Origin of the sequence: Rathayibacter sp. AY1A3 (assembly GCF_002930975.1) — a bacterium.
GTDB lineage: Bacteria > Actinomycetota > Actinomycetes > Actinomycetales > Microbacteriaceae > Rathayibacter.
The window spans coordinates 1-24,367 of the sequence record NZ_PSTO01000015.1; the positions used below are offsets into that span (position 1 = coordinate 1).

The following is a 24,367-nucleotide window of genomic DNA, read 5'->3' on the forward strand; positions in this document are numbered from 1 at the left end:
GGATCACGGACGGTCTCCCCGCGGGTCGCCGCCCCCGACTCCGAGGCGCCGACCGGCCCCGAGGGCGGCGACCCGCGGGGAGACCGTCCGTGATCCCGCTCGGCCGGGTCCCCGACGCGCACGCCTGCTCCCGAGCGGGCTGCCCGCGGACGGCGACGTTCGCGATCGAGTGGCGGAACCCGAGGATCCACGCGGAGGACCGTCGGAAGACCTGGCTGGCCTGCGGCGAGCACCTGGAGTTCCTGCGCGAGTTCCTCCTCGCCCGCGACTTCCCGCTCGAGGTGAAGCCGCTCTACACGGTCGATCGCGGAGCGGAACGATGAGCGGCGACGCGCCCCGTCCCTCCTGGCGCTTCGTCTTCTCGCGACGCTGGTTCGGCTACCTCGCGCTCGCGATCGTCTTCGCCGTCGCCTGCGTGCTGCTCTCGCGCTGGCAGGTCGCGCGGCTCGACCAGGCCGCCTCGACCAACCGGCTGGTCACCGCGAACTGGACCGCCGACCCGGTGGCGCTCGACCGGCTGCTCCCCGCCGACTCCACGTGGGACGACGCGCTCGAGTACCGCCCGGTCGAGATCACCGGCGTCTACGAGACGCAGGGGCAGACCCTCGTCCGCAACCGGCCCTACAACGGCAACCCCGGCTTCGAGATCCTGACGCCGCTGCGGCTCGACGACGGCAGCGTGTTCGTCGTCGACCGCGGCTGGGTCCCCGTCGGCTCGACCCAGGACTCCCCCGACGCGATCCCCGCGCCGCCCGAGGGAGAGGTGACCGTCGTCGCTCGCCTGAAGCCCGCGGAGGGACGGATCGACGGACGCTCCGCACCGGCCGGCCAGATCGCCACGATCCAGCTCGACGACCTGTCGACGCAGCTGGACGAGCCCCTGCGGACCTCGGCGTACGGCCTGCTGGTCGCCGAGGCGCCGGCGCCGGTCGACGCTCCCCCGCTGGCCGCGATCAAGCCGGTCGCCGACGAGGGCCTGCACATCAGCTACGCCGTCCAGTGGGTGCTGTTCGCCGTCATGGGCTTCGGCGGGCTCGGCTGGGCGATCCGCCACGAGTACCGAATCCGCAACGCAGACGACCCCGAGGTCGTGGCGGCCGAGGAGCGGCGCGAGGAGCGCCGCCGACGCCGCGGCCGCAGCGACTCCGAGGTCGAGGACGAGCTGCTCGACGCCCGCTAGGCGAGCGTGATCAGGTCGAGGTAGTCGGCCGCCCAGTGGTCCTCGGTGCCCTCCGGCATGATCAGGACGCGCTCGGGGTTCAGCGCCTCGACGGCTCCCTCGTCGTGGCTGACCAGGACGACCGCGCCCTCGTAGTGCGCGAGCGCGTCGAGGATCTCCTCGCGGCTCGCGGGATCGAGGTTGTTGGTGGGCTCGTCGAGCAGGAGCACGTTCGCGCCCGAGACCACGATCATCGCCAGGGCGAGACGGGTCTTCTCCCCGCCGGAGAGGACCCCGGCCGGCTTGTGCGAGTCGTCCCCGGTGAACAGGAACGAGCCCAGGACCCGGCGCGCCTCGGTCTCGGTGAGGTTCGGGCTGGAGGAGACCATGTTCTCGAGCACCGAGCGCTTGACGTCGATCGTCTCGTGCTCCTGCGCATAGTAGCCGATCCGGAGGCCGTGCCCGGCCTCGATCACTCCGGTGTCGGGCTGGTCGACGCCGCCCAGGATGCGCAGGAGCGTCGTCTTGCCAGCTCCGTTGAGCCCCAGGATGACGACCTTGGAGCCGCGGTCGATCGCGAGGTCGACGGCGGTGAAGATCTCGAGCGAGCCGTAGCTCTTCGACAGGTTCTGAGCCTGCAGAGGGGTGCGACCGCAGGCGGACGGGGTCGGGAACCGGAGCTTCGCGACGCGGTCGACCGCGCGGACCTCCTCGAGCCCGCTGAGCATGCGCTCGGCCCGCGCGACCATCTGGTGCGCCGCTGCGGCCTTCGAGGCCTTCGCGCCGAACTTGGCGGCCTGCAGCTGGAGGGCGCCGGCCTTCTTCTCGACGTTGACCCGCTCCTTCTTGCGGCGCTCCTCGTCGGCGGCGCGCTGGCGCTGGTAGTTCTTCCAGTTCATGTTGTAGACGTCGATGACCTGGCGGTTGGCGTCGAGGTAGAAGACGCGGTTCACGGTCTCGCCGACCAGCTCGATGTCGTGGCTGATCACGATGAAGCCGCCGCGGTAGTTCTTGAGGAACTCGCGGAGCCAGACGACGGAGTCGGCGTCGAGGTGGTTCGTCGGCTCGTCGAGGATCAGCGTGCTCGCGTCGGAGAAGAGGATGCGCGCGAGCTCGATGCGGCGCCGCTGGCCACCGGAGAGCGTCTTGAGCGGCTGGTCGAGGATCCGGTCGGGGAGGTTGAGGTTGCTCGCGATCGACGCGGCCTCCGCCTCAGCCGCGTATCCGCCCAGGGAGAGGAAGCGGTCCGTGAGGTTGCCGTACTTCTTCATGCCGGCCTCGCTCACGGAGGTGTCGCTGCTCGACATCGCGACCGTCGCCTCCTGCATGCCGAGCACCAGCTGCCCCAGCCCGCGGGCGTCGAGGATGCGGGTGCGCGCGAGCTCCTCCGGGTCGCCGGAGCGCGGGTCCTGAGGGAGGTAGCCGATCTCGCCGCCGCGGTCGACCGTGCCCTTCGAGGCGATGAGGTCGCCCGCGAGGACCTTGGTCAGCGTCGTCTTCCCCGCCCCGTTGCGGCCGACGAGGCCGACCTTGTCGCCGTCGCCCACCCGGAAGGAGACGTTCTCCATCAGGAGTCGGGCGCCGACTCGGAGTTCGAGGTCGTGCACGCTGAGCACAGTGCTGTCCGTTCCCGCCAAGAAATGGCGTTCGGTTCGGGAGGAGTGGGGCAAGGGGCCGCGATGCGGCAGCCCCCTAGTATATTTCCTGAGCCGCGGGGCGGATCCACGTCCGCTCACCGCGGACGCGCTCGCTCCTCGCTCTCGGGCGACCAGGACTCTCGGAGATCACCCATGTCCCCTTCCTCTTCCGCCCTCCCGCGCCCGGTCCTCGCCGACCGGCTCGTCACCCGCTCCGTCGCGACCGACGCCCTGCTGGTGCTCGCGGGTGCGGGTCTCACCGCGGCGATGGCGCAGCTGTTCATCCCGATGTGGCCGGTCCCCTTCACGGGCCAGACCTTCGCGGTCCTCCTGGTCGGCACGACGCTCGGCGCACTCCGCGGCGCGCTGTCCATGCTCGTGTACGCGCTCGTCGGCGCTCTCGGCGCCCCGGTCTTCACCGAGGGCTCGCACGGCTGGGCGGTCCTCGCGGGTCCCACCGGCGGCTACATCGTCGGCTTCGTCCTCGCGTCGATCGTCACCGGGTGGCTCGCCCAGCGGCAGTGGGACCGTCGCGTCCTCGGCACGCTGGTGACCTTCCTCGCCGGCACCGCCACCATCTACCTCGTCGGTCTGCCCTGGCTGGCCGCCGCCCTCGCCTCGCTGGGGCTGCCAGCCGACCTCGGCTCCGTCCTCTCCGCGGGACTCGTGCCCTTCCTGGTCGGCGACGCGCTCAAGGCGCTGGTCGCCGCCGCGCTGCTCCCCACCACCTGGGCGATGCTCTCGCGCCGCTCGCGCTGAGCGGTCGCACGGACGCCGAAGGGCCGGGAGGACGATTCCTCCCGGCCCTTCGGGCGTCCGGCAGAGGTCGAGCCGCCCGGTCCTCCTGCTCGACCTCGGTGGGCACCTCCACCGACTCGACCGGCGGGGGCGACGACGGCCCCGGACTTCGGAGCCGTCCCGCCCGGCCGCTCCGACTCCACGATGGACTGCGACAGGCTGAAGACGACAGAGACGCCGAAGGGCCGGGAGGACGACTCCTCCCGGCCCTTCGGCGTCGGTGTGCAGCGGCTAGATCGAGAAGCCGAGTGCGCGCATCATGTCGCGCCCGTCCTCGGTGATCCGGTCGGGACCCCACGGCGGCATCCAGACCCAGTTGATCCGGAACGCCTCGACGATGCCGTCGAGCGACTCGGCGGTCTGCTCCTCGAGCACGTCGGTCAGCGGGCAGCCCGCCGAGGTGAGGGTCATGTGGATGACGAGGGCGTCGTTCTCGTCGTCCCAGCCCAGGTCGTAGATGAGTCCCAGGTCGACCACGTTGACCCCGAGCTCGGGGTCCATGACGTCCTTGAGGGCCTCCTCGACCTGGTCGAAGAGCTTCGGCTCGAGAGTGGTGACCGCCATGATCAGACCGTCGCCGAGGTCAGGAAGCGGTCGTAGCCCTCGTCCTCGAGCCGGGTGGCGAGCTCCTTGCCGCCCTGCTCGGCGACGCGGCCGGCGACGAAGACGTGGACGAAGTCGGGCTGGATGTAGCGCAGGATCCGCGTGTAGTGCGTGATCAGCAGCACGCCGAGACCGGTGCTCTGGTGGGCGCGGTTGACTCCCTCCGACACGATCTTGAGCGCGTCGACGTCGAGGCCGGAGTCGGTCTCGTCGAGGACGGCGAACTGCGGGGCGAGCAGCTCGAGCTGGAGGATCTCGTTGCGCTTCTTCTCGCCGCCCGAGAAGCCCTCGTTGACGTTGCGCGCCGCGAAGGACGAGTCCATGCGGAGGTTCGCCATCGCCGACTTGACGTCCTTCGTCCACGTGCGGATCGCGGGCGCCTCTCCGGCGATCGCGGTCTTGGCGGTGCGGAGGAAGTTGGTGTTGGTCACACCGGGGATCTCGACCGGGTACTGCATGGCGAGGAAGAGGCCCGCGCGGGCGCGCTCGTCGACGGACATGTCGAGGACCTCGACGCCGTCGAGGGTGATCGAGCCGCCGTCGACGTGGTACTTGGGGTGTCCCGCGATCGTGTACGCGAGGGTGGACTTGCCGGACCCGTTGGGGCCCATGATCGCGTGGATCTCACCCTGGTTGATGGTGAGATCGACACCGCGGAGGATCTGCTTGGTCCCCTGCTCGGTCTCGACACTGACGTGGAGATCGCTGATCTGGAGAACGGACATTCAGACTTCCTTCGTGACGGTCGGGTCGATGTAGACGTCGCCATCGATGATCTCGACGACGAAGACGGGGACCGGCTCGTAGGCCGGGAGGTTCAGCGGGGTGCCGGTGCGGAGGGAGAACTGGGAGCCGTGCGCCCAGCACTCGAGGCTGTCGCCCTCGACGAAGCCCTCGGAGAGCGAGATCTCGCCGTGGGTGCAGGTGTCGCCGATGGCGTGGATCTCGCCGGCGGAGTCCTGCACGACCGCGATCGCGACTCCGTCGACCTCGACCCGCATGGCCTGGTTGGGGATCAGCTCGGAGACCGAGCAGATCATCGCGGCGTTGCTCATGCGCTGACCGCCGCTCCGCGGGAGGAGCCGGTCTGGCCGGCGCTCCCGGCGAGCTCCGCCTCGATCGCGAGCTGCAGGCGGTCCTCGAGCTCGGCGACCTTGATCTGCTGCACGATCTCGCTGAGGAACCCGCGCACGACCAGGCGTCGCGCCTCGTCCTCGCGGATCCCGCGGGACTGCAAGTAGAAGAGCTGCTCGTCGTCGAAGCGGCCGGTCGCCGAGGCGTGCCCCGCTCCGGCGATGTCACCGGTCTCGATCTCGAGGTTCGGGATGGAGTCGGCGCGCGTGCCGTCCGAGAGGACCAGGTTGCGGTTCTGCTCGTAGCTGTCGGTGCCGGTGGCGCTGTTGCGGATCAGGACGTCGCCGATCCAGACGGTGCGCGCGCCCTCGCCCTGCAGCGCGCCCTTGTAGGTCACGCGGCTGCGGGTGTCGGGGGCGTCGTGGTCGACGTACACCTGCTGCTCGAGGTGCTGGCCGCCGTCGGCGAAGTACAGACCGAAGAGCTCGCCGTCCGCTCCGCGCTCGACGAGGTGCGCCGAGGGGTTCACCCGGACGATGGAGCCGCCGAGGGTGACCACGATGTGCTTCACCTTCGCGTCGCGTCCGACCCGCACGAAGTGGTTGGCCAGGTGCCGGGCGTCGTCCGCCCACTCCTGCACGGTGACGACGGTGAGCTGCGCGCCCTCGCCGACGAGGATCTCCACGTTCTCCGCGAGTGAGGCCTCCCCCTCGTTCTGCAGCACGACGACGGCGCGGGCGTAGGGCGCCGCCTCGATGATCGTGTGCGCGGCGCGGGGTGCGGAGCCGAGGCCCGAGCGGACGAGGGTGGCGACCTTCTCGTCCTCGCCCGTCACGCGGACGGCGAGGGCCTTCTCGAAGCTCGACCAGGCGTTCGCGGCGGCGCGGTCCTCGGGGAGGCCGGCGGTGCCGATCCGCTGGTCGTCGCGGCCGACCCACGAGACGTCCACACCGTCCACCGCCGCGTGCTCGAGCGGGGCGGGCGAGCCGTCGAGCGCGCCGTCGATGAGATCGCCGAGGCGGGCGACGGGCGTCAGCTTCCAGGCGATCTCGCGGCCGGTGACGGCCTCGAAGGCCTCGACGTCGGCCGACGCGAAGCGCTCGGAGCGCGTCTGCACGGGCGTGAACGCCCCGTCGGAGTGGGCGCTGATGCCCAGGCGCTCAGCGGCGGCCGCGCCGTCGATCTCGGGGGTCGCGGCGCTCGTGGGGACCGTCATCTGGCGGTGGTTCCTTTCGATGGGTGCGGGGCGCCCCGTCCGGGCGCCCCTTCGAGGGGGGAGGCGGGCGTCAACCGACGCTGCCCTCCATCCCCATCTCGATGAGCTTGTTCAGCTCGAGGGCGTACTCCATGGGCAGCTCGCGCGCGATCGGCTCGATGAAGCCGCGGACGATCATGGCCATCGCCTCGTCCTCCGGCAGGCCGCGCGACATCAGGTAGAAGAGCTGCTCCTCGCTGACCTTCGACACCGTCGCCTCGTGGCCGAGCTGCACGTCGTCGACACGGATGTCGATCGCCGGGTAGGTGTCGGAGCGCGAGATGGTGTCGACCAGGAGGGCGTCGCAGCGCACGGTGTTCGCCGAGTGGTGCGCGTTCGCGTCCACCCGGACCTCGCCGCGGTATCCGGCGCGACCGCCGCCGCGGGCGATCGACTTCGAGACGATCGACGACTGCGTGTACGGCGCCATGTGGACCATCTTCGCGCCGGCGTCCTGGTGCTGGCCGGGGCCCGCGAACGCGACGGAGAGGGTCTCGCCCTTGGCGTGCTCGCCGACCAGGAAGATCGACGGGTACTTCATCGTGACCTTCGAGCCGATGTTGCCGTCGATCCACTCCATCGTCGCGCCCTCGTGCGCGATCGCGCGCTTGGTGACGAGGTTGTAGACGTTGTTCGACCAGTTCTGGATCGTCGTGTAGCGCACGCGGGCGTTCTTCTTCACGATGATCTCGACCACGGCCGAGTGCAGCGAGTCCGACTTGTAGATCGGAGCCGTGCAGCCCTCGATGTAGTGGACGTAGCTGTCCTCGTCCGCGATGATCAGGGTCCGCTCGAACTGGCCCATGTTCTCGGTGTTGATCCGGAAGTAGGCCTGCAGCGGGATGTCGACGTGGACGCCCTTGGGGACGTACACGAAGGAGCCGCCGGACCAGACCGCGGTGTTCAGCGCCGCGAACTTGTTGTCGCCCGCGGGGATGACGGTGCCGAAGTACTCCTCGAAGATCTCGGGGTGCTCGCGCAGCGCCGTGTCGGTATCCATGAAGATGACGCCCTGCTCCTCCAGGTCCTCGCGGATCTGGTGGTAGACGACCTCGGACTCGTACTGGGCCGCGACACCGCCGACGAGGCGCTGGCGCTCCGCCTCCGGGATGCCGAGCTTCTCGTACGTGTTCTTGATGTCGTCCGGGAGGTCGTCCCAGGTCTGCGCCTGCTTCTCGGTGGAGCGGACGAAGTACTTGATGTTGTCGAAGTCGATGTCCGACAGGTCGGCGCCCCACGTCGGCATGGGCTTGCGCTCGAAGAGCTTCAGGGCCTTCATGCGGCGGTCGCGCATCCAGGCGGGCTCGTTCTTGAGCGCGGAGATGTCGGAGACGACCTCGGGCGAGATGCCGCGTCGTGCGGAGGCTCCGGCGGAGTCCGAGTCGGACCAGCCGAACTCGTAGACGCCCAGGCTCTCGAGCTCGGGGCGGTCGATCAGGATGTCTGACATGTGTACCTCGTTTCCTACCCACTGCTAACCGGTCGGGTCCCGGAGTCATTCCCCCGGGGGTGGCCCGCGGGTGCTCTCCGGCCGGTCGCGCGATCGATCTGATGCGCGGAGCGGATGATGTGCGTCCCTGGATTCCGGAGGTGTGCGTCGGCGCTCCATCGGGCCGTGTGCGGATCACGTGCGCAGGGTGCGTCGAACCGTGACCAGCTTCTCATTCTACCGGCGTCCGCCGTTCAGCGGAACCTCCGCACCTGGGTGTCGGCCGGGCGCCGGCGGCGCACCTCCACACGCGCATGGCCATACTGGTGTCGGTGGTCCGTGATTCGGTTCCGCCATGACGAACGACGCATCGACCCCGATCCCCGCCCGACTCGTGACCGCACTGGTGGGCGCCCGCCTGCCGGCCGGACCCGCACGGGCGTTCGGCCCTCTCGCTCGCGCGATCGCGGCCGACCTCCCGCTGCGGGCGCTCCCCCGCGTGCTCCTGCGCCTCCGGCGGCACCTGCTCTCCGCCGAGCCGGAGCCCGCGGTCAGGCGGCGGTCTGGAGCTCCTGGGCGGCGTCCCGGCGCTGGGCGCGCACGGTGAACAGCCTCGGGTTCACGTCGAGCAGCACGCGGACCGCGCCGACCCAGATGAGCGCCGAGCCGAGGAGGTGCACCGCGACGAGCGTCTCGGGCAGCGCGGTGAGCGACTGCGCCACCCCGACCAGTGCCTGCAGCACGACGACCACGAGGAAGGCGATCACGCGCCGCCGGGCGAGCTCCGAGCCCGCCGCCCGCGACAGGCGCAGGAGCAGCGCGGCGCCCACGACGAGCACCGCTGTGCCGAGCACGCCGTGCACGACGGTCACGCTCTCCCAGTGGAACTGCATGCGGGGCACCTCCGCGGAGTCGCCGGCGTGCGGGCCGGTCCCCGTCACGAGGGTCCCCACGAGGATCACGAGGAGCGTCAGGCCGACGAGCCCGATGCTGAGCGCCCGCGTCGCGCGGTCCGGCTCGAAGGCCACGGACTGCGAGCGGTGGGCGCGGTGCCACGTCAGTGCGGTGGTGGTGAGGAGGGCGATGGCGAGAACGAAGTGCCCGGCCACGATGTACGGGTTGAGGCCCGAGTGCACGGTCGCGCCGCCCGCGAGGGCGTTCGCGACGACGAGCCAGAACTGCGACCAGGCGAGCCGGGTCATGGTGCGGTCGCGCGGCTTCTGCAGGCGCGCGGCCGTGATCGCCCAGCCCACCGCGACCACGAGGACGCCGGTGAACGCGCGGTTCGTGAACTCGATGAAGCCGTGGATCCCGAGCTCGGGGGTCGAGGTGAGCGAGCCCGGCTCGCACGCCGGCCAGGTGGGGCAGCCGAGGCCCGAGCCGGTCAGCCGGACGACGCCCCCGAAGAAGATGATCAGGATGCTCGCGACGAGCGCCGCGGTGGTCCCCCAGCGCAGTGCGCGCGGACCGAGGGTCACCCGCTCGGCGAGCAAGGAGAACGGCGTCACCATCAGAAGGGCAGCAGCGGGTCGATGCCGACGGCGAGGAAGAGCAGGGTGAGGTATCCGATGGACCCGTGGAACACCCGCATCGGCGAGACGTGCTCGTGACGGATCGCGAGGCTGTAGAGGCGGTGCGTCTCGGCGATGAACCAGACTCCGCTGCCGAGCGCGACCACCGTGTAGAGCACCCCCATGCCGGCGACGGGGATCAGCAGGAGCGAGCAGGCGACGGTGGCCCAGGCGTAGAGGATGACCTGGAGCCCGACGATCGTGCGTCCGCGCACGACGGCCAGCATCGGCACGCCGGCGGCCTGGTAGTCGTCCCGGTACTTCATCGACAGCGGCCAGTAGTGCGGCGGCGTCCAGAGGAAGATGACGGAGAAGAGGATGACGGGGGCCCAGTCGAGCGAGCCGGTGACCGCCGCCCAGCCGATCAGCACCGGCATGCAGCCCGCGATGCCGCCCCACACGATGTTCTGCGGCGTCCGGCGCTTGAGGAAGAGCGTGTAGAACACGACGTAGATCAGGATCGCGGCGAGCGAGAGGCCCGCGGAGAGCCAGTTGGCCGTGAGGCCGAGCCAGACGATCGACAGGACGCCGATCGTGGTCGCGAAGACGAGCGCGGACCGGTCCGAGATCTCCCCGGTCACGAGCGGCCGGTTCTTCGTCCGGTTCATGATCCGGTCGATGTCGCGGTCGAAGTAGCAGTTGAACGCGCCCGCCGACCCGGCGCTCAGGGCGCCGCCGATCAGGACGTTGAGGACCAGCAGCAGGTTCGGGATCCCGCCCTGCGCCAGGATCATCGTCGGAGCGGTCACCACGAGGAGCAGCTCGATCACGCGCGGCTTCGTCAGAGCGACGAAGGCCTTCACCTTGCGCGAGAGGGACGTCGGCGACGCCCCGTCCCGCTCGACGGCGGTGGTCTCCACGACTGCGTCCATTGCTCCTCTAACGATTCGATGATCCCGAACGAGTGTAATGCGCCCGTCCGGGAGCCGGGCCCGGCGTGCACGCTTGTCCAATCGGACGCAGACATATGCGACCACGCAACCCCCGGTCAGCGGCGCACCCCCCTCCGTATACTCGGGACTGCTCGCCAGAGCGCCCGGCACGCACCCGAGCCCGCCCGACGGTCGTCGGCACGGGGCCGAGAGGGCCGTCGCCGGAGCATCGTGTCGAAGTCGTCATGCGGCGTGCTCCACCATGCGAGAGGGCGGACGGTCCCCGTCTGCCCCACGTCTCGAGAAGGGTCAGTACCAAGTGTCAGAACTGCAATGGGAATCCATTGACGAGAAGGCAGTCGACACGGCGAGGGTTCTCGCCGCGGATGCGGTCGAGAAGGTCGGCAACGGCCATCCCGGAACCGCCATGAGCCTCGCGCCCGCCGCCTACCTCCTGTTCCAGAAGGTCATGCGCCGCGATCCGTCCGACGCGACCTGGATCGGCCGCGACCGGTTCATCCTGTCGGTCGGCCACTCCTCGCTGACCCAGTACGTCCAGTTCTACCTGGGCGGCTACGGACTCGAGCTCGACGACCTCAAGGCGCTGCGCACCTGGGGCTCGAAGACCCCGGGCCACCCGGAGTACGGCCACACCGACGGCGTCGAGATCACCACCGGACCGCTCGGCCAGGGCCTCGCCTCCGCCGTGGGCTTCGCCTACGCCTCGCGCTTCGAGCGCGACCTGTTCGACCCGGAGGCCGCCGCGGGCACCTCCCCGTTCGACCACTTCGTGTACGTGATCGCCGGCGACGGCGACCTGCAGGAGGGCGTCACCAGCGAGGCCTCCTCGCTGGCCGGCCACCAGAAGCTCGGCAACCTGGTCGTCATCTACGACTCCAACCAGATCTCGATCGAGGACGACACCAACATCGCCTTCACCGAGGACGTCAAGGCGCGCTACGAGGCCTACGACTGGCAGGTCCAGGTCGTCGACTGGAAGAAGACCGGCGAGTACCACGAGGACGTCGCCGAGCTGCACGCCGCGATCGAGGCCGCGAAGGGCGAGACCGACAAGCCGTCGCTCATCATCCTGCGCACCATCATCGGCTGGCCGTCGCCGAAGAAGCAGAACACCGGCAAGATCCACGGCTCCGCCCTGGGCGCCGACGAGCTCCGCGGACTCAAGGAGGTGCTCGGCTTCGACCCCGAGAAGACCTTCGACGTCGCCGACGAGGTCATCGAGCACACCCGCAAGGCCGTCGAGCGCGGCCAGGCCCAGCACGCCGAGTGGGACGAGCAGCTCGCCGCCTGGGCGTCCGCGAACCCCGAGAAGAAGGAGCTGCTCGACCGGGTCCTCTCGGGCGAGCTGCCCGAGGGCGTCCAGGAGGCGCTCCCCGTCTTCGAGCCCGGCAAGGAGGTCTCGACCCGCGCCGCGTCCGGCAAGGTCATCAACGCCCTCGCCGGCGTGATCCCCGAGCTGTGGGGCGGCTCCGCCGACCTCGCCGAGTCGAACAACACGACGATCGAGGGAGCCGGCTCCTTCGTCCCGACGGAGTTCTCGACCCACGAGTGGACCGGGAAGAAGGGCGGCCGCGTGCTGCACTTCGGCATCCGCGAGCACGCCATGGGCGCGATCCTCAACGGGATCGTCCTGCACGGCAACACCCGCCCCTTCGGCGGCACCTTCCTGATCTTCTCCGACTACATGCGCCCGGCGGTCCGTCTCGCCGCGCTCATGAAGGCGCCGGCCATCTACGTCTGGACCCACGACTCCGTGGCGCTCGGCGAGGACGGCCCGACGCACCAGCCGGTCGAGCAGCTGTCGACCCTCCGCGCGATCCCGGGCCTGGACATCGTCCGCCCCGGCGACGCGAACGAGGTCGCCTACGCCTGGAAGACCATCCTCGAGCGCCGCGAGGGCCCCGCCGGCCTCGCGCTCACCCGTCAGAACATCCCGGTGTTCGAGCGCGGCGAGGGCGACGCGGAGGGCGAGACCTTCGCCTCCGCCGCGAACGTCGCCCGTGGTGCCTACATCCTGGCCGAGGCGCCGGGCGGCACCCCGGACGTGATCTTCATCGCGACCGGCTCCGAGGTCCAGATCGCCGTCGAGGCGCGCGAGGCCCTGAGGAGCGAGGGCGTCAACGCCCGCGTCGTCTCGGCTCCGTCCCTCGAGTGGTTCGAGGAGCAGGACGCCGAGTACCGCGAGAAGGTCCTGCCCTCCTCGGTGAAGGCCCGCGTCTCGATCGAGGCCGGCCTGAGCCTGGGCTGGCAGAAGTACGTCGGCGACGCCGGCCGCTCCGTCTCGATCGAGCACTTCGGCGCCTCGGCCGACTACAAGACCCTGTTCCGCGAGTTCGGGATCACCACCGAGGCGGCACTGTCCGCCGCCAAGGAGTCGCTCGCAGCCTCCTGACCCGAAGGCCGCGTCCACCACGGACGCGGCCTTCGCCGTCGGAGCAGCGGCTCCCCCTCACACCACGCACCACCTACGCAGAAGAAGAAGAGACATGACCGAGAACACCCCCACCGCAGAGCTCTCCGCCGCCGGCGTCAGCATCTGGCTCGACGACCTCTCCCGCTCGCGCATCTCCACCGGAGGGCTGCAGAAGCTCATCGAGGAGAAGAACGTCGTCGGAGTCACCACGAACCCCACGATCTTCGCCGCGGCCCTGACCAACGGCGAGTCCTACGACGCCCAGGTGCGCGAGCTCGCCTCCGCCGGCACCTCGGTGACCGACGCCGTCTTCGAGATCACCACCGACGACGTCGCCGCGGCGTCCGACATCTTCCGCCCGATCTACGACGCGACCAACGGCTACGACGGCCGCGTGTCGATCGAGGTCGAGCCCGGCCTGGCGCACGACGCCCAGGGCACCATCGAGCAGGCCAAGGCCCTCTGGGCCAAGGTCGACCGCCCCAACGCGATGATCAAGATCCCCGCGACCGTCGAGGGCCTCGAGGCCATCACGGAGGTCATCGGCTCCGGCATCTCGGTGAACGTCACCCTGATCTTCTCGCTCGCCCGCTACCGCGCCGTCATCAACGCGTACCTGGCCGGCCTCGAGAAGGCCAAGGACGCCGGCATCGACCTGTCGACCATCCACTCCGTCGCCTCGTTCTTCGTCTCGCGCGTCGACACCGAGATCGACAAGCGCCTCGAGGCCGTCGGCACCGACGAGGCCCGCGCCCTCAAGAGCAAGTCCGGCGTCGCCAACGCGCAGCTGGCCTACGAGGTCTTCGTCGAGGCGTTCGCCACCGAGCGCGCCCTGCTGCTCCAGGAGTCCGGCGCCAACCGCCAGCGCCCCCTCTGGGCCTCGACCGGCGTCAAGTCGACCGACCTCCCCGACACCCTCTACGTGACCGAGCTCGTCGCGGCCGGCGTGGTCAACACGATGCCCGAGAAGACCCTCGAGGCGACCTTCGACCACGGCGTCATCACCGGCGACACCGTCACGGGCTCGTACGCCGACGCGAACGCCGTCCTCGACGCCGTCGCGGCGCAGGGCGTCTCGTACGCCGACGTCACCGAGCTGCTCGAGAAGGAGGGCGTGGAGAAGTTCATCGTCTCCTGGAACGAGCTGCTCGACACCGTCACCGCGGCGCTCGAGGGCGCGAAGGCGCAGGCCTGATCATGGCCATCCAGATCCACGTCAGCGGAGACGCCGAGAAGGCCGTCGACCGCGTCGTCCCGGAGCTCGTCGCCGACGAGGTCGCGTCCGGCATCACCGCCCAGGTCCCCACCCTGTGGGGCGCCGCGGCGGAGGAGGAGGCGGCCAAGCGCCTCGGGTGGACCGAGTCGACCACCGTCTCCCGCCCCCTGATCCCCCAGATCCTCGCCCTGCGCGAGGAGTTCCAGGCCAAGGGCGTCGACCACATCGTCCTCGGCGGCATGGGCGGCTCCTCGCTCGCGCCCGAGGTCATCACCCGCACCGCCGGCGTAGAGCTCACCGTGCTCGACTCGACGGCGCCCGGCCAGGTGCTCGCGGCCCTGAACGACCGGCTCGCGTCGACCGCGGTCGTCATCTCCTCGAAGTCCGGCTCGACCGTCGAGACCGCGAGCCAGAAGAAGGCCTACGAGAAGGCGTTCACGGAGGCGGGCATCGATCCGCTCGACCGCATCGTCATCGTGACCGACCCGGGCTCGCCCCTGGACACCTCCTCCCGCGAGGCCGGCTACCGCGTGTTCAACGCCGACCCGAACATCGGCGGGCGCTTCTCGGCGCTCTCCGCGTTCGGCCTCGTGCCGTCCGGGCTCGCCGGCGCCGACATCGAGGCCCTCCTCGACGAGGCGGCCGAGGCCTCCCTCGGGCTCGCCGTGGACTCCCCCGAGAACCCGGGCCTGATCCTCGGAGCGGCGATCGCCGCGACCAGCCCGCGCCGCGACAAGCTCGCGATCGTCGCCGACGGGACCGACATCGTCGGCTTCGCCGACTGGGCGGAGCAGCTCATCGCCGAGTCCACCGGCAAGGACGGCACGGGCATCCTCCCCGTCGTCCTCGGCACGCTGGCCCCCGAGCTCTCGGAGGACCTGCCCGACGTGCAGGTCGTCCGCCTGGTCGAGGACGCCACGGCGCTGCACCTGTTCCCGCGCGACCGCCACGAGGGCGAGATCCTCCTCTCCGGCTCGCTCGGCGCTCAGATGCTGACGTGGGAGTACGCCGTCGCCGTCGCGGGTCGCCTCCTGGGCATCAACCCGTTCGACCAGCCCGACGTCGAGTCGGCGAAGGTCGCGACCCGGGCCCTGCTCGAGAAGCGCCCCGAGCCCGAGGCGCCCGCGTTCACCGACGCGGGCATCGAGGTCACCGGCAGCAGCAGCGTCACCGAGGGCGTCTCGACCGTCGCCGCCGCTGTCGACCGCCTCCTCGCGCAGCTGGGCGACGGCGGCTACGTCTCGATCCAGGCGTACGTCGACCGCCTCGCGCTCCCGCAGCTCGAGGGCGTGCGCGACCTCCTCGCCGCGCAGGCCCAGCGCCCCGTCACCTTCGGGTGGGGCCCGCGCTTCCTGCACTCGACCGGGCAGTACCACAAGGGCGGGGCGCCGACCGGCGTGTTCCTCCAGATCACCGAGCGCTCCGACGTGGACCTCGAGATCCCGGACAGCCCGTTCACCTTCGGCCAGCTCATCCTGGCGCAGGCCGCCGGTGACGCGAGCGTGCTCGCCGAGCACGGCCGGCCGGTGCTGACCCTCACGCTGACCGACCCCGAGGCCGACCTCGAGGCGCTCTTCGAGGCCCTCAACACCTGATCCGACGGGCACGCCGCCGCTGCGCTCTCGAGCGCACGGCGGCGTGCCCGCGGTCGTCCCGCGACCACTTCCCGGGGCAGCAGCCGGGCCCGCCCGCTCCTCCCCCTCCCTCACCGATAGCAGTGCGCCGGTCCCACCGGCACACAGAAGGACACTGCACATGTCTGTGGACATCACCCCCGAGTTCAACCCGCTGAGGTTGAGCTTCGACCGCCGGTTGAACCGGATCGCCGGGCCAAGCGGCCTCGTCATCTTCGGCGTGACCGGCGACCTCTCCCGCAAGAAGCTCATGCCCGCGGTCTACGATCTCGCCAACCGCGGCCTCCTGCCTCCCGGCTTCGCCCTCGTCGGATTCGCCCGGCGCGACTGGGACGACCAGGACTTCGAGCAGGTCGTCCACGACTCCGTGAAGAAGCACGCCCGCACCGAGTTCCACGAGGAGGTCTGGGCGCAGCTCGCGCAGGGCATCCGGTTCGTGCAGGGCGAGTTCGACGACCCCGAGGCGTTCGCCCGCCTGAAGACGACCGTCGACGACCTCGACCGCGAGCGCGGCACGAACGGCAACTTCGCCTTCTACCTCTCGATCCCCCCGAAGTCCTTCCCGCAGGTCACCGAGCAGCTGCGCAGCTCCGGCCTCGCCGAGCAGAAGGACGGCCAGTGGCGCCGCGTCGTCATCGAGAAGCCGTTCGGCAGCGACCTGAAGACGGCTCGCGAGCTGAACGACGTCGTCGAGTCGGTCTTCCCGCCCGACTCCGTCTTCCGGATCGACCACTACCTCGGCAAGGAGACGGTCCAGAACATCCTGGCCCTCCGCTTCGCCAACATGATGTACGAGCCGCTCTGGAACTCGAACTACGTCGACCACGTGCAGATCACCATGGCCGAGGACATCGGCGTGGGCGGGCGCGCGGGCTACTACGACGGCATCGGAGCGGCGCGCGACGTCATCCAGAACCACCTGCTGCAGCTGCTCGCCCTGACCGCCATGGAGGAGCCGATCTCGTTCGACGCGGCCGACCTCCGTGCGGAGAAGGAGAAGGTCCTCGCGGCCGTCCGCCTCCCCGCCGACCTCTCCACTTCTACCGCCCGCGGACAGTACGCCGGCGGCTGGCAGGGCGGCGAGAAGGTGCTCGGCTTCCTCGAGGAGGACGGCATGAGCCCCACCTCGACCACCGAGACCTACGCCGCCATGCGCCTGGACATCGGCACCCGACGCTGGGCCGGCGTGCCGTTCTACCTGCGGGCCGGCAAGCGCCTCGGCCGCCGCGTCACCGAGATCGCGGTCGTGTTCAAGCGGGCACCGAAGCAGCTCTTCGCCGAGAGCCAGACCACGTCGCTGGGCCAGAACGCGCTCGTCATCCGCGTCCAGCCCGACGAGGGCGTCACCATGCGATTCGGCTCGAAGGTGCCCGGCGCCGGCATGCAGGTGCGCGACGTGACGATGGACTTCGGCTACGGTCACGCGTTCACCGAGGCGAGCCCCGAGGCCTACGAGCGCCTCGTCCTCGACGTCCTCCTGGGCGAGCCGCCGCTCTTCCCACGGCACGAGGAGGTCGAGCTGTCCTGGAAGATCCTCGACCCGATCGAGGAGTTCTGGGCCACGCAGGGCCAGCCCGAGCAGTACCGCCCCGGAACCTGGGGCCCCGATTCCGCCGACGAGCTCCTCGCCCGCGACGGCCGCACCTGGAGGCGTCCATGATCGTCGATCTGCCCGACACCACGACGAGCGAGGTCTCGAAGACCCTCGTCAAGATCCGCGAGGAGGGCGGCGCCGTCGCCCTCGGCCGCGTCCTCACCCTCATCATCGCGACCTCGCGGGGTCACGAGGAGGAGGCCATCGAGGCCGCGAACGACGCGTCCCGCGAGCACCCGATGCGCGTCATCGTGGTCTCGAAGGACGACGGCACCACCACGGTCCCGGTCGACGCGACGGCGCGGGTCGACGCGCAGATCCGGGTCGGAGGCGACGCCGGCGCGAGCGAGGTCGTCGTGCTCCGTCCCTACGGAGACGCGGCCGAGGACGAGGAGAGCCTGGTCACGGGCCTGCTCCTCCCCGACGCCCCCGTCGTGGCCTGGTGGCCGAACAGCGCTCCGGACAACGCCTCCGCGTCCCCGATCGGCCGGATCGCCACCCGGCGGATCACCGACGCGTCGGCCCAGTCGAACCCGGCGGAAGCGCTGCACCACCTCGCGTCCACCTACGCCCCCGGCGACACCGACTTCGCCTGGACCCGCCTCACCCTCTGGCGCGCGCAGCTCGCCGCCGTGCTCGACCAGCCGCCCTACGAGCCGATCACGGCCGTCGAGGTCTCGGGCGCGCCCGACTCCCCCTCCACGATCCTGCTCGCCGCCTGGCTGCAGCTCGAGCTCGACATCCCCGTCGACCACGAGCTCACGATCAGCGCCACCGGGTCCAGCGGGATCCACGGCGTCCGGCTCATCCGCGAGTCCGGAGTGATCGAGCTCGAGCGCTCGGTGCCCAACGTCGCGACGCTCACGCAGCCCGATCAGCCGGTCCACGACATCTCGCTCCCCCGCCGCAGCCTCCGGGACTGCCTGGCGGAGGAGCTGCGTCGACTCGACCCGGATGACCTGTACGGTGAAGTGATCTCGCGCGGGGTCGACATGCTCACTGAGAAGGCCGAGGCCCGCAGCGCCTCCTGAGGTGTGGGCGCCCGTCCAGGGCGCCCACACCTCAGAGCTTCCCGACACGGAGCCGAACCCCGCCGATCGGCACCCGAACCCGAAGGAGTCCCCTGAGATGACCACCGAACGCCGCGTGCTGGTCCACCGCGACAAGCAGACCCTCGCCGGCTCGGTCGCCGCCCGGTTCCTCACCAAGACGATCGACGTCCTCGACGACCTGGGTTCGGCGAACGTCGTGCTCACCGGAGGGACGATGGGAGCCGCCACGCTCAAGGAGATCGGCTCCTCCTCCGCCGCCGGCAACGTGGACTGGTCGCGCGTGCACTTCTGGTGGGGCGACGAGCGCTGGGTGCCCCGCGGCCACGAGGACCGCAACGACGTCCAGGCCGGGGACCTCTTCAGCGTCCTCGATGTGCCGGCGGCGAACGTGCACTCCTACCCGGCCTCGGACGAGGGCCTGGACCTCGACGGCGCCGCCGCTGCCTACGACGCGGAGCTGCGCGGGCACGCCTCCGAGGGGCGCGACTACCCGCGCTTCGACATCACCTTCCTCGGCGTCGGGCCGGACGGGCACATCGCGTCGCTGTTCCCCGAGCGCTCCGCGATCCGCTCCACGACGCCCGGCGTCCTCGCCGTCCGCAACTCTCCGAAGCCGCCGCCCGAGCGCCTCACCCTCACGCTGCCGCTGATCAACCAGTCGGACCGCATCTGGATGGTGCTCGCCGGCGCCGACAAGGCCTCGGCCCTGGGCCTCGCGCTCGCGGGTGCCAGCACGAACGAGGTGCCCGCGTCGGGCGCGTTCGGTCGCAAGCGCACGGTGTTCTTCGTCGACCAGGAGGCAGCGGCCGAGGTCCCCGAGTCGCTCATCGCTCCGAGCTACTGAGCACGGTCCGGAAACGACGGAAGGCCCGTCCCCCGAGGGGGCGGGCCTTCCGTCGTTCGTCGTCCGGTGAGGATCAGGACGGGGTCGCGGTGCCTCGTCGGGCGCGCAGCTGCTGCAGCGCCTCCTCGAGGAGCTGAGCCGCCTCGGCCTCGGTGCGGCGCTCCTTCACGTAGGCGAGGTGCGTCTTGTAGGGCTCGGTCTTCGCGACCTGCGGCGGGTTCGCCCGGTCGCGGCCCGCGGGGAGACCGGACTGCGGCGAGTCGATCACCTCGGGGATCTCGTCCTCGGGGAGGGCCGCCGAGAAGTGGCGCACAGTCTCGTTGCCGAGAGCGTCCCAGTAGGAGACCGCGACGCGCTCCGCGTGGAAGCCCCGGTCCTGCTCGCCCATGGGTCCTGCGCCGACGCGCGAACCGCGGATTGCACTGCCGCCTGATGCCATTGCGAGTACCCCTATGCTCCGGTGGTGAACTTGGTGATGAGTCCGAGAACCACGATGCAGGCCAGCCAGACGACGCCCAGGATCACGGTGATGCGGTTCAGGTTGCGCTCGGCGACGCCCGACGCGCCGAGGTTGGAGGTGACTCCGCCCCCGAACATGTCGGACAGACCGCCGCCGCGCCCCTTGTGGAGCAGGATCAGCATGGTGAGCAGGAGGCTCGTGATGCCCAGGATGACCTGGAGCACGACCTGGAGGATGTCCACGCGGTACCTTTCGAAGTTCTGGCGCGTTGCGCGCCCCGACGAGTATAACGGCGCCTGCGAATCCGCGAGGAATGCGTCGTCCCGTGTTCAGGGCGATGTATACGAGTGTCCGACGATGGGCGGAGCGGGTGGCCTCGTCAAGGTGCCCTCGACAACCTCTCCAGTCGCTTGACCGCGAGCCTGTGATCCACGTACTTTCGGATCGATCGAGCCGAACGCGCCACGCTCTCGGAGGGCACCCCGCAACGAGCCGACAGCCCCGGACCGGCCAACGCGTGAAGCCGGTGTGGGATCTTCCGAGGCGAACCGGTGATCCGCGTTTCACCGGATCGACGTAGCCGGACGCATCCCGCTCTCGGAACCGCGCCCGGTCGCGGAGCCGACCGCGCCACGCCGCGCAGGGAGCGGCGTGGACGACAGCGAGGCGAACCGGTGATCCGCGTCCCAGCGGATCGACGTAGCCGGACGCATCCCGCTCTCGGAACCGCGCCCCGTCGCGAAGCCGACCGCGCCACGCCGTGCAGGGAGCGGCGTGGACGACGAGAGGGCGGGCCCGATGGGCCCGCCCTCTCGTCGCAGCAGCTCAGACCCCGACGTGGTTCCGGAATCGCGCGATCGCCGCGAACTCGTCGACCTGGAGGCTGGCGCCTCCGACGAGTGCTCCGTCGACGTCGGGCTCGCGCATGAAGCCGGCGATGTTGCCGGACTTCACGGAGCCGCCGTAGAGGATGCGGGTCTTCGCGGCGGTGTCGGCGCCGAGGACGTCGGCGACGACTCCGCGGAGCGCCTTGCAGACCTGCTGGGCCTGCTCGGGCGTCGCGGCCTGTCCGGAGCCGATGGCCCAGACCGGCTCGTAGGCGACGACGAGGTCGGCGTCCGCGGGGAGGCCGGTGAGGGCCTCCTTCAGCTGGGCCACCGGCACGGCCGACGGGCCGTGCTTCTCGAGGTCCTCCGCGGTCTCGCCGACGCAGATGATCGGAGCGATGCCGTGCTGGAGGGCTGCAGCCGACTTGGCGGCGATGTCCGCGTCCGTCTCGCCGTGGAGCGTGCGACGCTCCGAGTGGCCGACGATCACGTAGTCGCAGTCGAGCTGCTTCAGGAACTGGCCCGAGATCTCACCGGTGTAGGCGCCGCTGTCGAACTTCGAGACGTCCTGCGCGCCGTACTTGAGCGGCAGCTTGTCCGAGTCGACGAGGATCTGCACGGGCCGGAGGTCCGTGAAGGGCGGGAACACCGCGACCTCGACGCCGTCGAAGTCGTGATCGGCGTCCTTGAGGCTCCACGCCAGCTTCTGCACGAAGGCGATGGCCTGGAGGTGGTCCAGGTTCATCTTCCAGTTGCCGGCGATGAGCGGGGTGCGGGCGGCGGTGTCTACCATCCGAGGACCTCCAGTCCGGGGAGGCGCTTGCCCTCGAGGAATTCGAGGCTCGCTCCGCCTCCCGTCGAGATGTGGCCGAACTGGTCGTCGCGGAACCCGAGGGCGCGGACGGCCGCGGCGGAGTCGCCTCCGCCGACGACGCTGAGGCCGTCGACCTCGGTGAGCGCCTGCGCGACGGTCTTGGTGCCCGCCGCGAACGGCTCGAGCTCGAAGACGCCCATGGGGCCGTTCCAGAACACCGTCTCGGACGCCGCGATGATCTCGGCGAAGTGCGCGGCGGTGTCCGGCCCGATGTCCAGGCCGAGGCCCTTCTCACCGAAGGGCGTGCCCTCGATCGCGTCGGCCGAGGCGACCTGGTGCTCGGCGTCGGGGCCGAACTCCGACGCCACGACGACGTCCGTCGGCAGGACGATCTCCACGCCCAGCTCCTTCGCCTTCGCGAGGTAGCCGAGCACGGTGTCGACCTGGTCCGCCTCCAGCAGGCTGGCGCCGACCTCGTGGCCCTGGGCCTTGAGGAAGGTGAAGAGCATTCCGCCGCCGATGAGGATCGAGTCGACCTTCGGCAGCAGGTGCTCGATCACGCCGAGCTTGTCCGAGACCTTCGAGCCGCCGAGGACGACCGCGTAGGGGCGCTCGGGCTTCTCGGTGAGCCGCTCCAGCACCTCGAGCTCGGCCGCGATCAGCGTGCCGGCGGCGCTGGGGAGAAGCTCGGCGAGCTCGTAGACGCTCGCCTGCTTGCGGTGCACGACGCCGAACCCGTCGGAGACGAAGGCGTCACCGTAGGCGGCCAGCTTCTCGGCGAAGGTGCGGCGCTCGGCCTCGTCCTTGCTCGTCTCGCCGGCGTTGAACCGGAGGTTCTCGAGGACGACGACCTGGCCGTCCTCGAGGGCGTCGACGGCGGCCGAGGCCGCCTCCCCGACGGTGTCCTCGGCGAAGGCCACCGGCGCGTCGAGCAGCTCGCCGAGGCGGGCGGCGACGGGAGCGAGGCTGTACTTCGCCTCGGGCTTCCCCTCGGGGCGCCCGAGGTGGCTCACGACCACGACTCGGGCGCCCTCGGAGACCAGACGCTGGAGCGTGGGCACCGACGCGCGCACGCGGCCGTCGTCCGTGATCGTTCCGTCCTTCAGGGGGACGTTCAGATCGCAGCGGACGACGACGCGCTTGCCTGCGAGGGAGCCCAGTGAGTCCAGAGTGCGGAGCGTCACTGCGCGCAGCCCTTAGAGCTTGCCGGCGACGAACTCGGTGACGTCGACGAGGCGGTTGGAGTAGCCCCACTCGTTGTCGTACCAGGAGGCGACCTTGACCTGGCTGCCGATGACCTTCGTGAGGCCCGCGTCGAAGATCGACGAGTGCGGGTCGGTCACGATGTCGCTCGAGACGATCGGGTCCTCGGTGTACTTGAGGATGCCCTTGAGGTCTCCCTCGGAGGCCGCCTTGTACGCCGCGTTGATCTCCTCGACGGTGGCGGGCTTGGTCAGCTCGACGGTGAGGTCGGTGATCGAGCCGGTCGGGACCGGGACGCGGAGGGCGTAGCCGTCGAGCTTGCCGACGAGCTCCGGGATGACCAGGCCGAGCGCCTTGGCGGCACCGGTCGAGGTCGGGATGATGTTGACGGCGGCGGCGCGGGCGCGACGCAGGTCGCTGTGCGGGCCGTCCTGGAGGTTCTGGTCGGCGGTGTACGCGTGGACCGTGGTCATCAGGCCGCGCTCGATGCCGAAGTTGTCGAGCAGCACCTTGGCGAGCGGCGCGAGGCAGTTCGTGGTGCAGGACGCGTTCGAGATGATGTCGTGCGTCGCGGGGTCGTAGGTGTTCTCGTTCACGCCGAGGACCAGGGTCGCGACGTCGCTGCCGGTGGCGGGAGCGGAGACGATGACCTTCTTGGCACCCGCGGTGATGTGCTTGCGCGCGTCCTCCGACTTGGTGAAGCGGCCGGTCGACTCGATGACGACGTCGACTCCCAGCTCGCCCCAGGGGAGGTTCGCGGGGTCGCGCTCCTCGAGGACGATGATCGGCTTGCCGTTGACGACGATGCGGTCGCCGTCGAGCTCGACGGTCGCGTCGAGGCGGCCCGTGATGGAGTCGTACTTCAGGAGGTGCGCGAGGGCCTTGTTGTCGGTGAGGTCGTTGACCGCGACGATCTCGAGGTCGCTGCCCTTGGCGAGGGCTGCACGGAAGAAGTTACGGCCGATACGGCCGAAGCCGTTGATGCCGATCTTGACGGACACAGATATCTCCTGGTGAGGAAAGGCACCTCGACGGTGCAGTGGAGGGGTGGAAGCCGACGACAGGGCGTCCCGGACGCGGGGCCCGGGACGCCGAGATCGCTACGACAGTAGCAGCAGGCCCGAAGTCTTCTCGCGGGCCTTCTCGAAGCGCGCGGAGACGTCGGCCCAGTTCACGATGTTCCAGAACGCCTTGACGTAGTCGGCCTTCACGTTGACGTAGTCGAGGTAGAAGGCGTGCTCCCACATGTCGAGGAGGAGGACCGGGACGGTCGCCGCGGCGAGGTTGCCCTGGTGGTCGTAGAGCTGCTCGATGATGAGCTTCTCGCCGAGCGAGTCCCAGGCGAGGATCGACCAGCCGGAGCCCTGGATGCCGAGGGCCGAGGCGGTGAAGTGGGCGCGGAACTTGTCGAACGACCCGAAGTTGTCGTCGATGGCCGCGGCGAGCTCGCCGACGGGCTTGTCGCCGCCGTCCGGCGAGAGGTTGTTCCAGAACACGGTGTGGTTCACGTGACCGGCGAGGTTGAAGGCGAGGTCCTTCTGGAGCTTGTTCACGTTCGCGAGGTTCTCGCTGTCGCGAGCCTCCTGCAGCGAGGCGAGGGCGGTGTTCGCCCCGGCCACGTACGTCGCGTGGTGCTTGTCGTGGTGGAGCTCCATGATCCGCCCACTGATGTTCGGCTCGAGGGCCGAGTAGTCGTAGGGCAGTTCGGCGAGCGTGTAGTCAGCCATGTGCGATCTCCTGTTCGTGGTCGTCGCTCCCGTGCGACCCGCCGGCGTCTCGGCGTCCTCCGCGAGGCGGAGGAGGAGGGCCGGGAGTGTCCTGAGCGACCCGATCAGTCTAGCGAGGGGGCCCCTCCGCGTTCGGAGGGCTTGCGTTGTTCGACCAGGAGACA

The 24,367-nt window shown here is 70.3% G+C and carries 23 protein-coding genes; 9 read left to right on the forward strand and 14 right to left on the reverse strand.

Annotated features, from left to right (window positions below):
• Positions 1-89 precede the first annotated feature (89 nt).
• Both C5C10_RS08830 and C5C10_RS08835 read left to right on the forward strand, forming a co-directional pair.
• Positions 90-323, forward strand: a complete 234-nt coding sequence (locus C5C10_RS08830; RefSeq protein ID WP_104225286.1) for a hypothetical protein — start codon at positions 90-92, stop codon at positions 321-323.
• Positions 320-1,180 (forward strand): SURF1 family protein, encoded by an 861-nt coding sequence (locus C5C10_RS08835; protein WP_104329046.1) that lies wholly within the window; start codon positions 320-322, stop codon positions 1,178-1,180. Before C5C10_RS08830 ends, C5C10_RS08835 begins: the two co-directional genes overlap by 4 nt.
• Here the strand turns inward: C5C10_RS08835 and C5C10_RS08840 are convergent.
• Positions 1,177-2,775: an ABC-F family ATP-binding cassette domain-containing protein gene (locus tag C5C10_RS08840; protein WP_104221943.1), complete on the reverse strand. Its 1,599-nt coding sequence runs from the start codon at positions 2,773-2,775 to the stop codon at positions 1,177-1,179. The two genes, C5C10_RS08835 and C5C10_RS08840, sit on opposite strands and share 4 nt — an antisense overlap.
• 174 nt (positions 2,776-2,949) lie before the next feature.
• On the opposite strand from C5C10_RS08840, the gene C5C10_RS08845 reads away from it, so the two are divergent.
• On the forward strand, positions 2,950-3,555 hold the full coding sequence (locus C5C10_RS08845) for a biotin transporter BioY (protein ID WP_104232632.1): 606 nt from the start codon (positions 2,950-2,952) through the stop codon (positions 3,553-3,555).
• Between the two features lie 270 nt (positions 3,556-3,825).
• Here the strand turns inward: C5C10_RS08845 and C5C10_RS08850 are convergent, their stop codons facing one another.
• The 7 genes from C5C10_RS08850 to C5C10_RS08880 all read right to left on the reverse strand — a co-directional run bounded on the left by C5C10_RS08850 (position 3,826) and on the right by C5C10_RS08880 (position 10,398).
• A complete protein-coding gene (locus C5C10_RS08850) occupies positions 3,826-4,158 on the reverse strand; it encodes a metal-sulfur cluster assembly factor (RefSeq protein WP_104221939.1) in 333 nt (110 codons plus the stop codon).
• A gap of 2 nt (positions 4,159-4,160) precedes the next feature.
• Positions 4,161-4,922 (reverse strand): Fe-S cluster assembly ATPase SufC, encoded by a 762-nt coding sequence (gene sufC, locus C5C10_RS08855; RefSeq protein ID WP_104221937.1) that lies wholly within the window; start codon positions 4,920-4,922, stop codon positions 4,161-4,163.
• The gene (locus tag C5C10_RS08860) at positions 4,923-5,252 is read right to left on the reverse strand and encodes a non-heme iron oxygenase ferredoxin subunit (RefSeq protein ID WP_077222834.1); all 330 of its coding nucleotides are present in this window, start codon (positions 5,250-5,252) and stop codon (positions 4,923-4,925) included.
• Positions 5,249-6,487 (reverse strand): Fe-S cluster assembly protein SufD, encoded by a 1,239-nt coding sequence (gene sufD / locus C5C10_RS08865; RefSeq protein WP_104260743.1) that lies wholly within the window; start codon positions 6,485-6,487, stop codon positions 5,249-5,251. The genes C5C10_RS08860 and sufD overlap by 4 nt, the downstream gene beginning before the upstream one ends.
• 70 nt (positions 6,488-6,557) lie before the next feature.
• Complete coding sequence (gene sufB / locus C5C10_RS08870) at positions 6,558-7,976, reverse strand: Fe-S cluster assembly protein SufB (RefSeq protein ID WP_104221933.1); 1,419 nt, start codon at positions 7,974-7,976, stop codon at positions 6,558-6,560.
• Between the two features lie 530 nt (positions 7,977-8,506).
• Positions 8,507-9,466: a heme A synthase gene (locus tag C5C10_RS08875; RefSeq protein ID WP_104329047.1), complete on the reverse strand. Its 960-nt coding sequence runs from the start codon at positions 9,464-9,466 to the stop codon at positions 8,507-8,509.
• Positions 9,466-10,398 (reverse strand): heme o synthase, encoded by a 933-nt coding sequence (locus tag C5C10_RS08880; RefSeq protein WP_104329048.1) that lies wholly within the window; start codon positions 10,396-10,398, stop codon positions 9,466-9,468. The genes C5C10_RS08875 and C5C10_RS08880 overlap by 1 nt, the downstream gene beginning before the upstream one ends.
• A 319-nt stretch (positions 10,399-10,717) precedes the next feature.
• Here C5C10_RS08880 and tkt point away from each other — a divergent pair, with 319 nt between their 5' ends.
• The 6 genes from tkt (at position 10,718) to pgl (ending at position 19,172) form a co-directional block, all read left to right on the forward strand.
• Positions 10,718-12,811 (forward strand): transketolase, encoded by a 2,094-nt coding sequence (gene tkt / locus C5C10_RS08885; protein ID WP_104221926.1) that lies wholly within the window; start codon positions 10,718-10,720, stop codon positions 12,809-12,811.
• 94 nt (positions 12,812-12,905) lie between these two features.
• Positions 12,906-14,027 carry a transaldolase gene (gene tal / locus C5C10_RS08890; protein WP_104221924.1) on the forward strand — a complete coding sequence of 374 codons (1,122 nt, stop codon included), beginning with the start codon at positions 12,906-12,908 and terminating at the stop codon, positions 14,025-14,027.
• Between the two features lie 2 nt (positions 14,028-14,029).
• A complete protein-coding gene (locus C5C10_RS08895; RefSeq protein ID WP_104221922.1) occupies positions 14,030-15,643 on the forward strand; it encodes a glucose-6-phosphate isomerase in 1,614 nt (537 codons plus the stop codon).
• Positions 15,644-15,803: 160 nt separating this feature from the next.
• The gene (gene zwf, locus C5C10_RS08900; RefSeq protein WP_104329049.1) at positions 15,804-17,342 is read left to right on the forward strand and encodes a glucose-6-phosphate dehydrogenase; all 1,539 of its coding nucleotides are present in this window, start codon (positions 15,804-15,806) and stop codon (positions 17,340-17,342) included.
• A complete protein-coding gene (locus tag C5C10_RS08905; protein ID WP_104329050.1) occupies positions 17,339-18,307 on the forward strand; it encodes a glucose-6-phosphate dehydrogenase assembly protein OpcA in 969 nt (322 codons plus the stop codon). Before zwf ends, C5C10_RS08905 begins: the two co-directional genes overlap by 4 nt.
• Positions 18,308-18,404: 97 nt before the next feature.
• Entirely contained in the window at positions 18,405-19,172 is a 768-nt protein-coding gene (pgl, locus tag C5C10_RS08910) for a 6-phosphogluconolactonase (protein WP_104329051.1), read from the forward strand.
• 73 nt (positions 19,173-19,245) lie between these two features.
• On the opposite strand, the gene C5C10_RS08915 is transcribed toward pgl, so the two are convergent.
• The 6 genes from C5C10_RS08915 to C5C10_RS08940 all read right to left on the reverse strand — a co-directional run bounded on the left by C5C10_RS08915 (position 19,246) and on the right by C5C10_RS08940 (position 24,203).
• On the reverse strand, positions 19,246-19,611 hold the full coding sequence (locus C5C10_RS08915) for an RNA polymerase-binding protein RbpA (RefSeq protein ID WP_055791968.1): 366 nt from the start codon (positions 19,609-19,611) through the stop codon (positions 19,246-19,248).
• 11 nt (positions 19,612-19,622) lie between these two features.
• Entirely contained in the window at positions 19,623-19,874 is a 252-nt protein-coding gene (gene secG / locus C5C10_RS08920) for a preprotein translocase subunit SecG (RefSeq protein ID WP_104221915.1), read from the reverse strand.
• 583 nt (positions 19,875-20,457) lie between these two features.
• On the reverse strand, positions 20,458-21,252 hold the full coding sequence (gene tpiA / locus C5C10_RS08925) for a triose-phosphate isomerase (RefSeq protein ID WP_104329052.1): 795 nt from the start codon (positions 21,250-21,252) through the stop codon (positions 20,458-20,460).
• Positions 21,246-22,457 (reverse strand): phosphoglycerate kinase, encoded by a 1,212-nt coding sequence (locus tag C5C10_RS08930; protein WP_104263177.1) that lies wholly within the window; start codon positions 22,455-22,457, stop codon positions 21,246-21,248. Before C5C10_RS08930 ends, tpiA begins: the two co-directional genes overlap by 7 nt.
• 12 nt (positions 22,458-22,469) lie before the next feature.
• A complete protein-coding gene (gene gap, locus C5C10_RS08935; RefSeq protein WP_104221909.1) occupies positions 22,470-23,477 on the reverse strand; it encodes a type I glyceraldehyde-3-phosphate dehydrogenase in 1,008 nt (335 codons plus the stop codon).
• Between the two features lie 99 nt (positions 23,478-23,576).
• Positions 23,577-24,203, reverse strand: coding sequence for a superoxide dismutase (locus tag C5C10_RS08940; RefSeq protein ID WP_104221907.1), 627 nt, complete (start codon positions 24,201-24,203; stop codon positions 23,577-23,579).
• Between the last annotated feature and the right edge of the window lie 164 nt (positions 24,204-24,367).

Excerpts from the sequence above, each read along its gene's own strand:
- tpiA (WP_104329052.1), bottom strand. The coding sequence starts at position 21,252 with ATGGTAGACACCGCCGCCCGCACCCCGCTCATCGCCGGCAACTGGAAG.
- tal (WP_104221924.1), top strand. The coding sequence starts at position 12,906 with ATGACCGAGAACACCCCCACCGCAGAGCTCTCCGCCGCCGGCGTCAGC.
- C5C10_RS08915 (WP_055791968.1), bottom strand. The coding sequence starts at position 19,611 with ATGGCATCAGGCGGCAGTGCAATCCGCGGTTCGCGCGTCGGCGCAGGA.
- C5C10_RS08880 (WP_104329048.1), bottom strand. The coding sequence starts at position 10,398 with ATGGACGCAGTCGTGGAGACCACCGCCGTCGAGCGGGACGGGGCGTCG.
- pgl (WP_104329051.1), top strand. The coding sequence starts at position 18,405 with ATGACCACCGAACGCCGCGTGCTGGTCCACCGCGACAAGCAGACCCTC.
- zwf (WP_104329049.1), top strand. The coding sequence starts at position 15,804 with ATGTCTGTGGACATCACCCCCGAGTTCAACCCGCTGAGGTTGAGCTTC.
- C5C10_RS08940 (WP_104221907.1), bottom strand. The coding sequence starts at position 24,203 with ATGGCTGACTACACGCTCGCCGAACTGCCCTACGACTACTCGGCCCTC.
- C5C10_RS08845 (WP_104232632.1), top strand. The coding sequence starts at position 2,950 with ATGTCCCCTTCCTCTTCCGCCCTCCCGCGCCCGGTCCTCGCCGACCGG.
- sufD (WP_104260743.1), bottom strand. The coding sequence starts at position 6,487 with ATGACGGTCCCCACGAGCGCCGCGACCCCCGAGATCGACGGCGCGGCC.
- C5C10_RS08895 (WP_104221922.1), top strand. The coding sequence starts at position 14,030 with ATGGCCATCCAGATCCACGTCAGCGGAGACGCCGAGAAGGCCGTCGAC.
- C5C10_RS08860 (WP_077222834.1), bottom strand. The coding sequence starts at position 5,252 with ATGAGCAACGCCGCGATGATCTGCTCGGTCTCCGAGCTGATCCCCAAC.
- sufB (WP_104221933.1), bottom strand. The coding sequence starts at position 7,976 with ATGTCAGACATCCTGATCGACCGCCCCGAGCTCGAGAGCCTGGGCGTC.
- C5C10_RS08850 (WP_104221939.1), bottom strand. The coding sequence starts at position 4,158 with ATGGCGGTCACCACTCTCGAGCCGAAGCTCTTCGACCAGGTCGAGGAG.
- C5C10_RS08905 (WP_104329050.1), top strand. The coding sequence starts at position 17,339 with ATGATCGTCGATCTGCCCGACACCACGACGAGCGAGGTCTCGAAGACC.
- C5C10_RS08835 (WP_104329046.1), top strand. The coding sequence starts at position 320 with ATGAGCGGCGACGCGCCCCGTCCCTCCTGGCGCTTCGTCTTCTCGCGA.
- C5C10_RS08875 (WP_104329047.1), bottom strand. The coding sequence starts at position 9,466 with ATGGTGACGCCGTTCTCCTTGCTCGCCGAGCGGGTGACCCTCGGTCCG.
- sufC (WP_104221937.1), bottom strand. The coding sequence starts at position 4,922 with ATGTCCGTTCTCCAGATCAGCGATCTCCACGTCAGTGTCGAGACCGAG.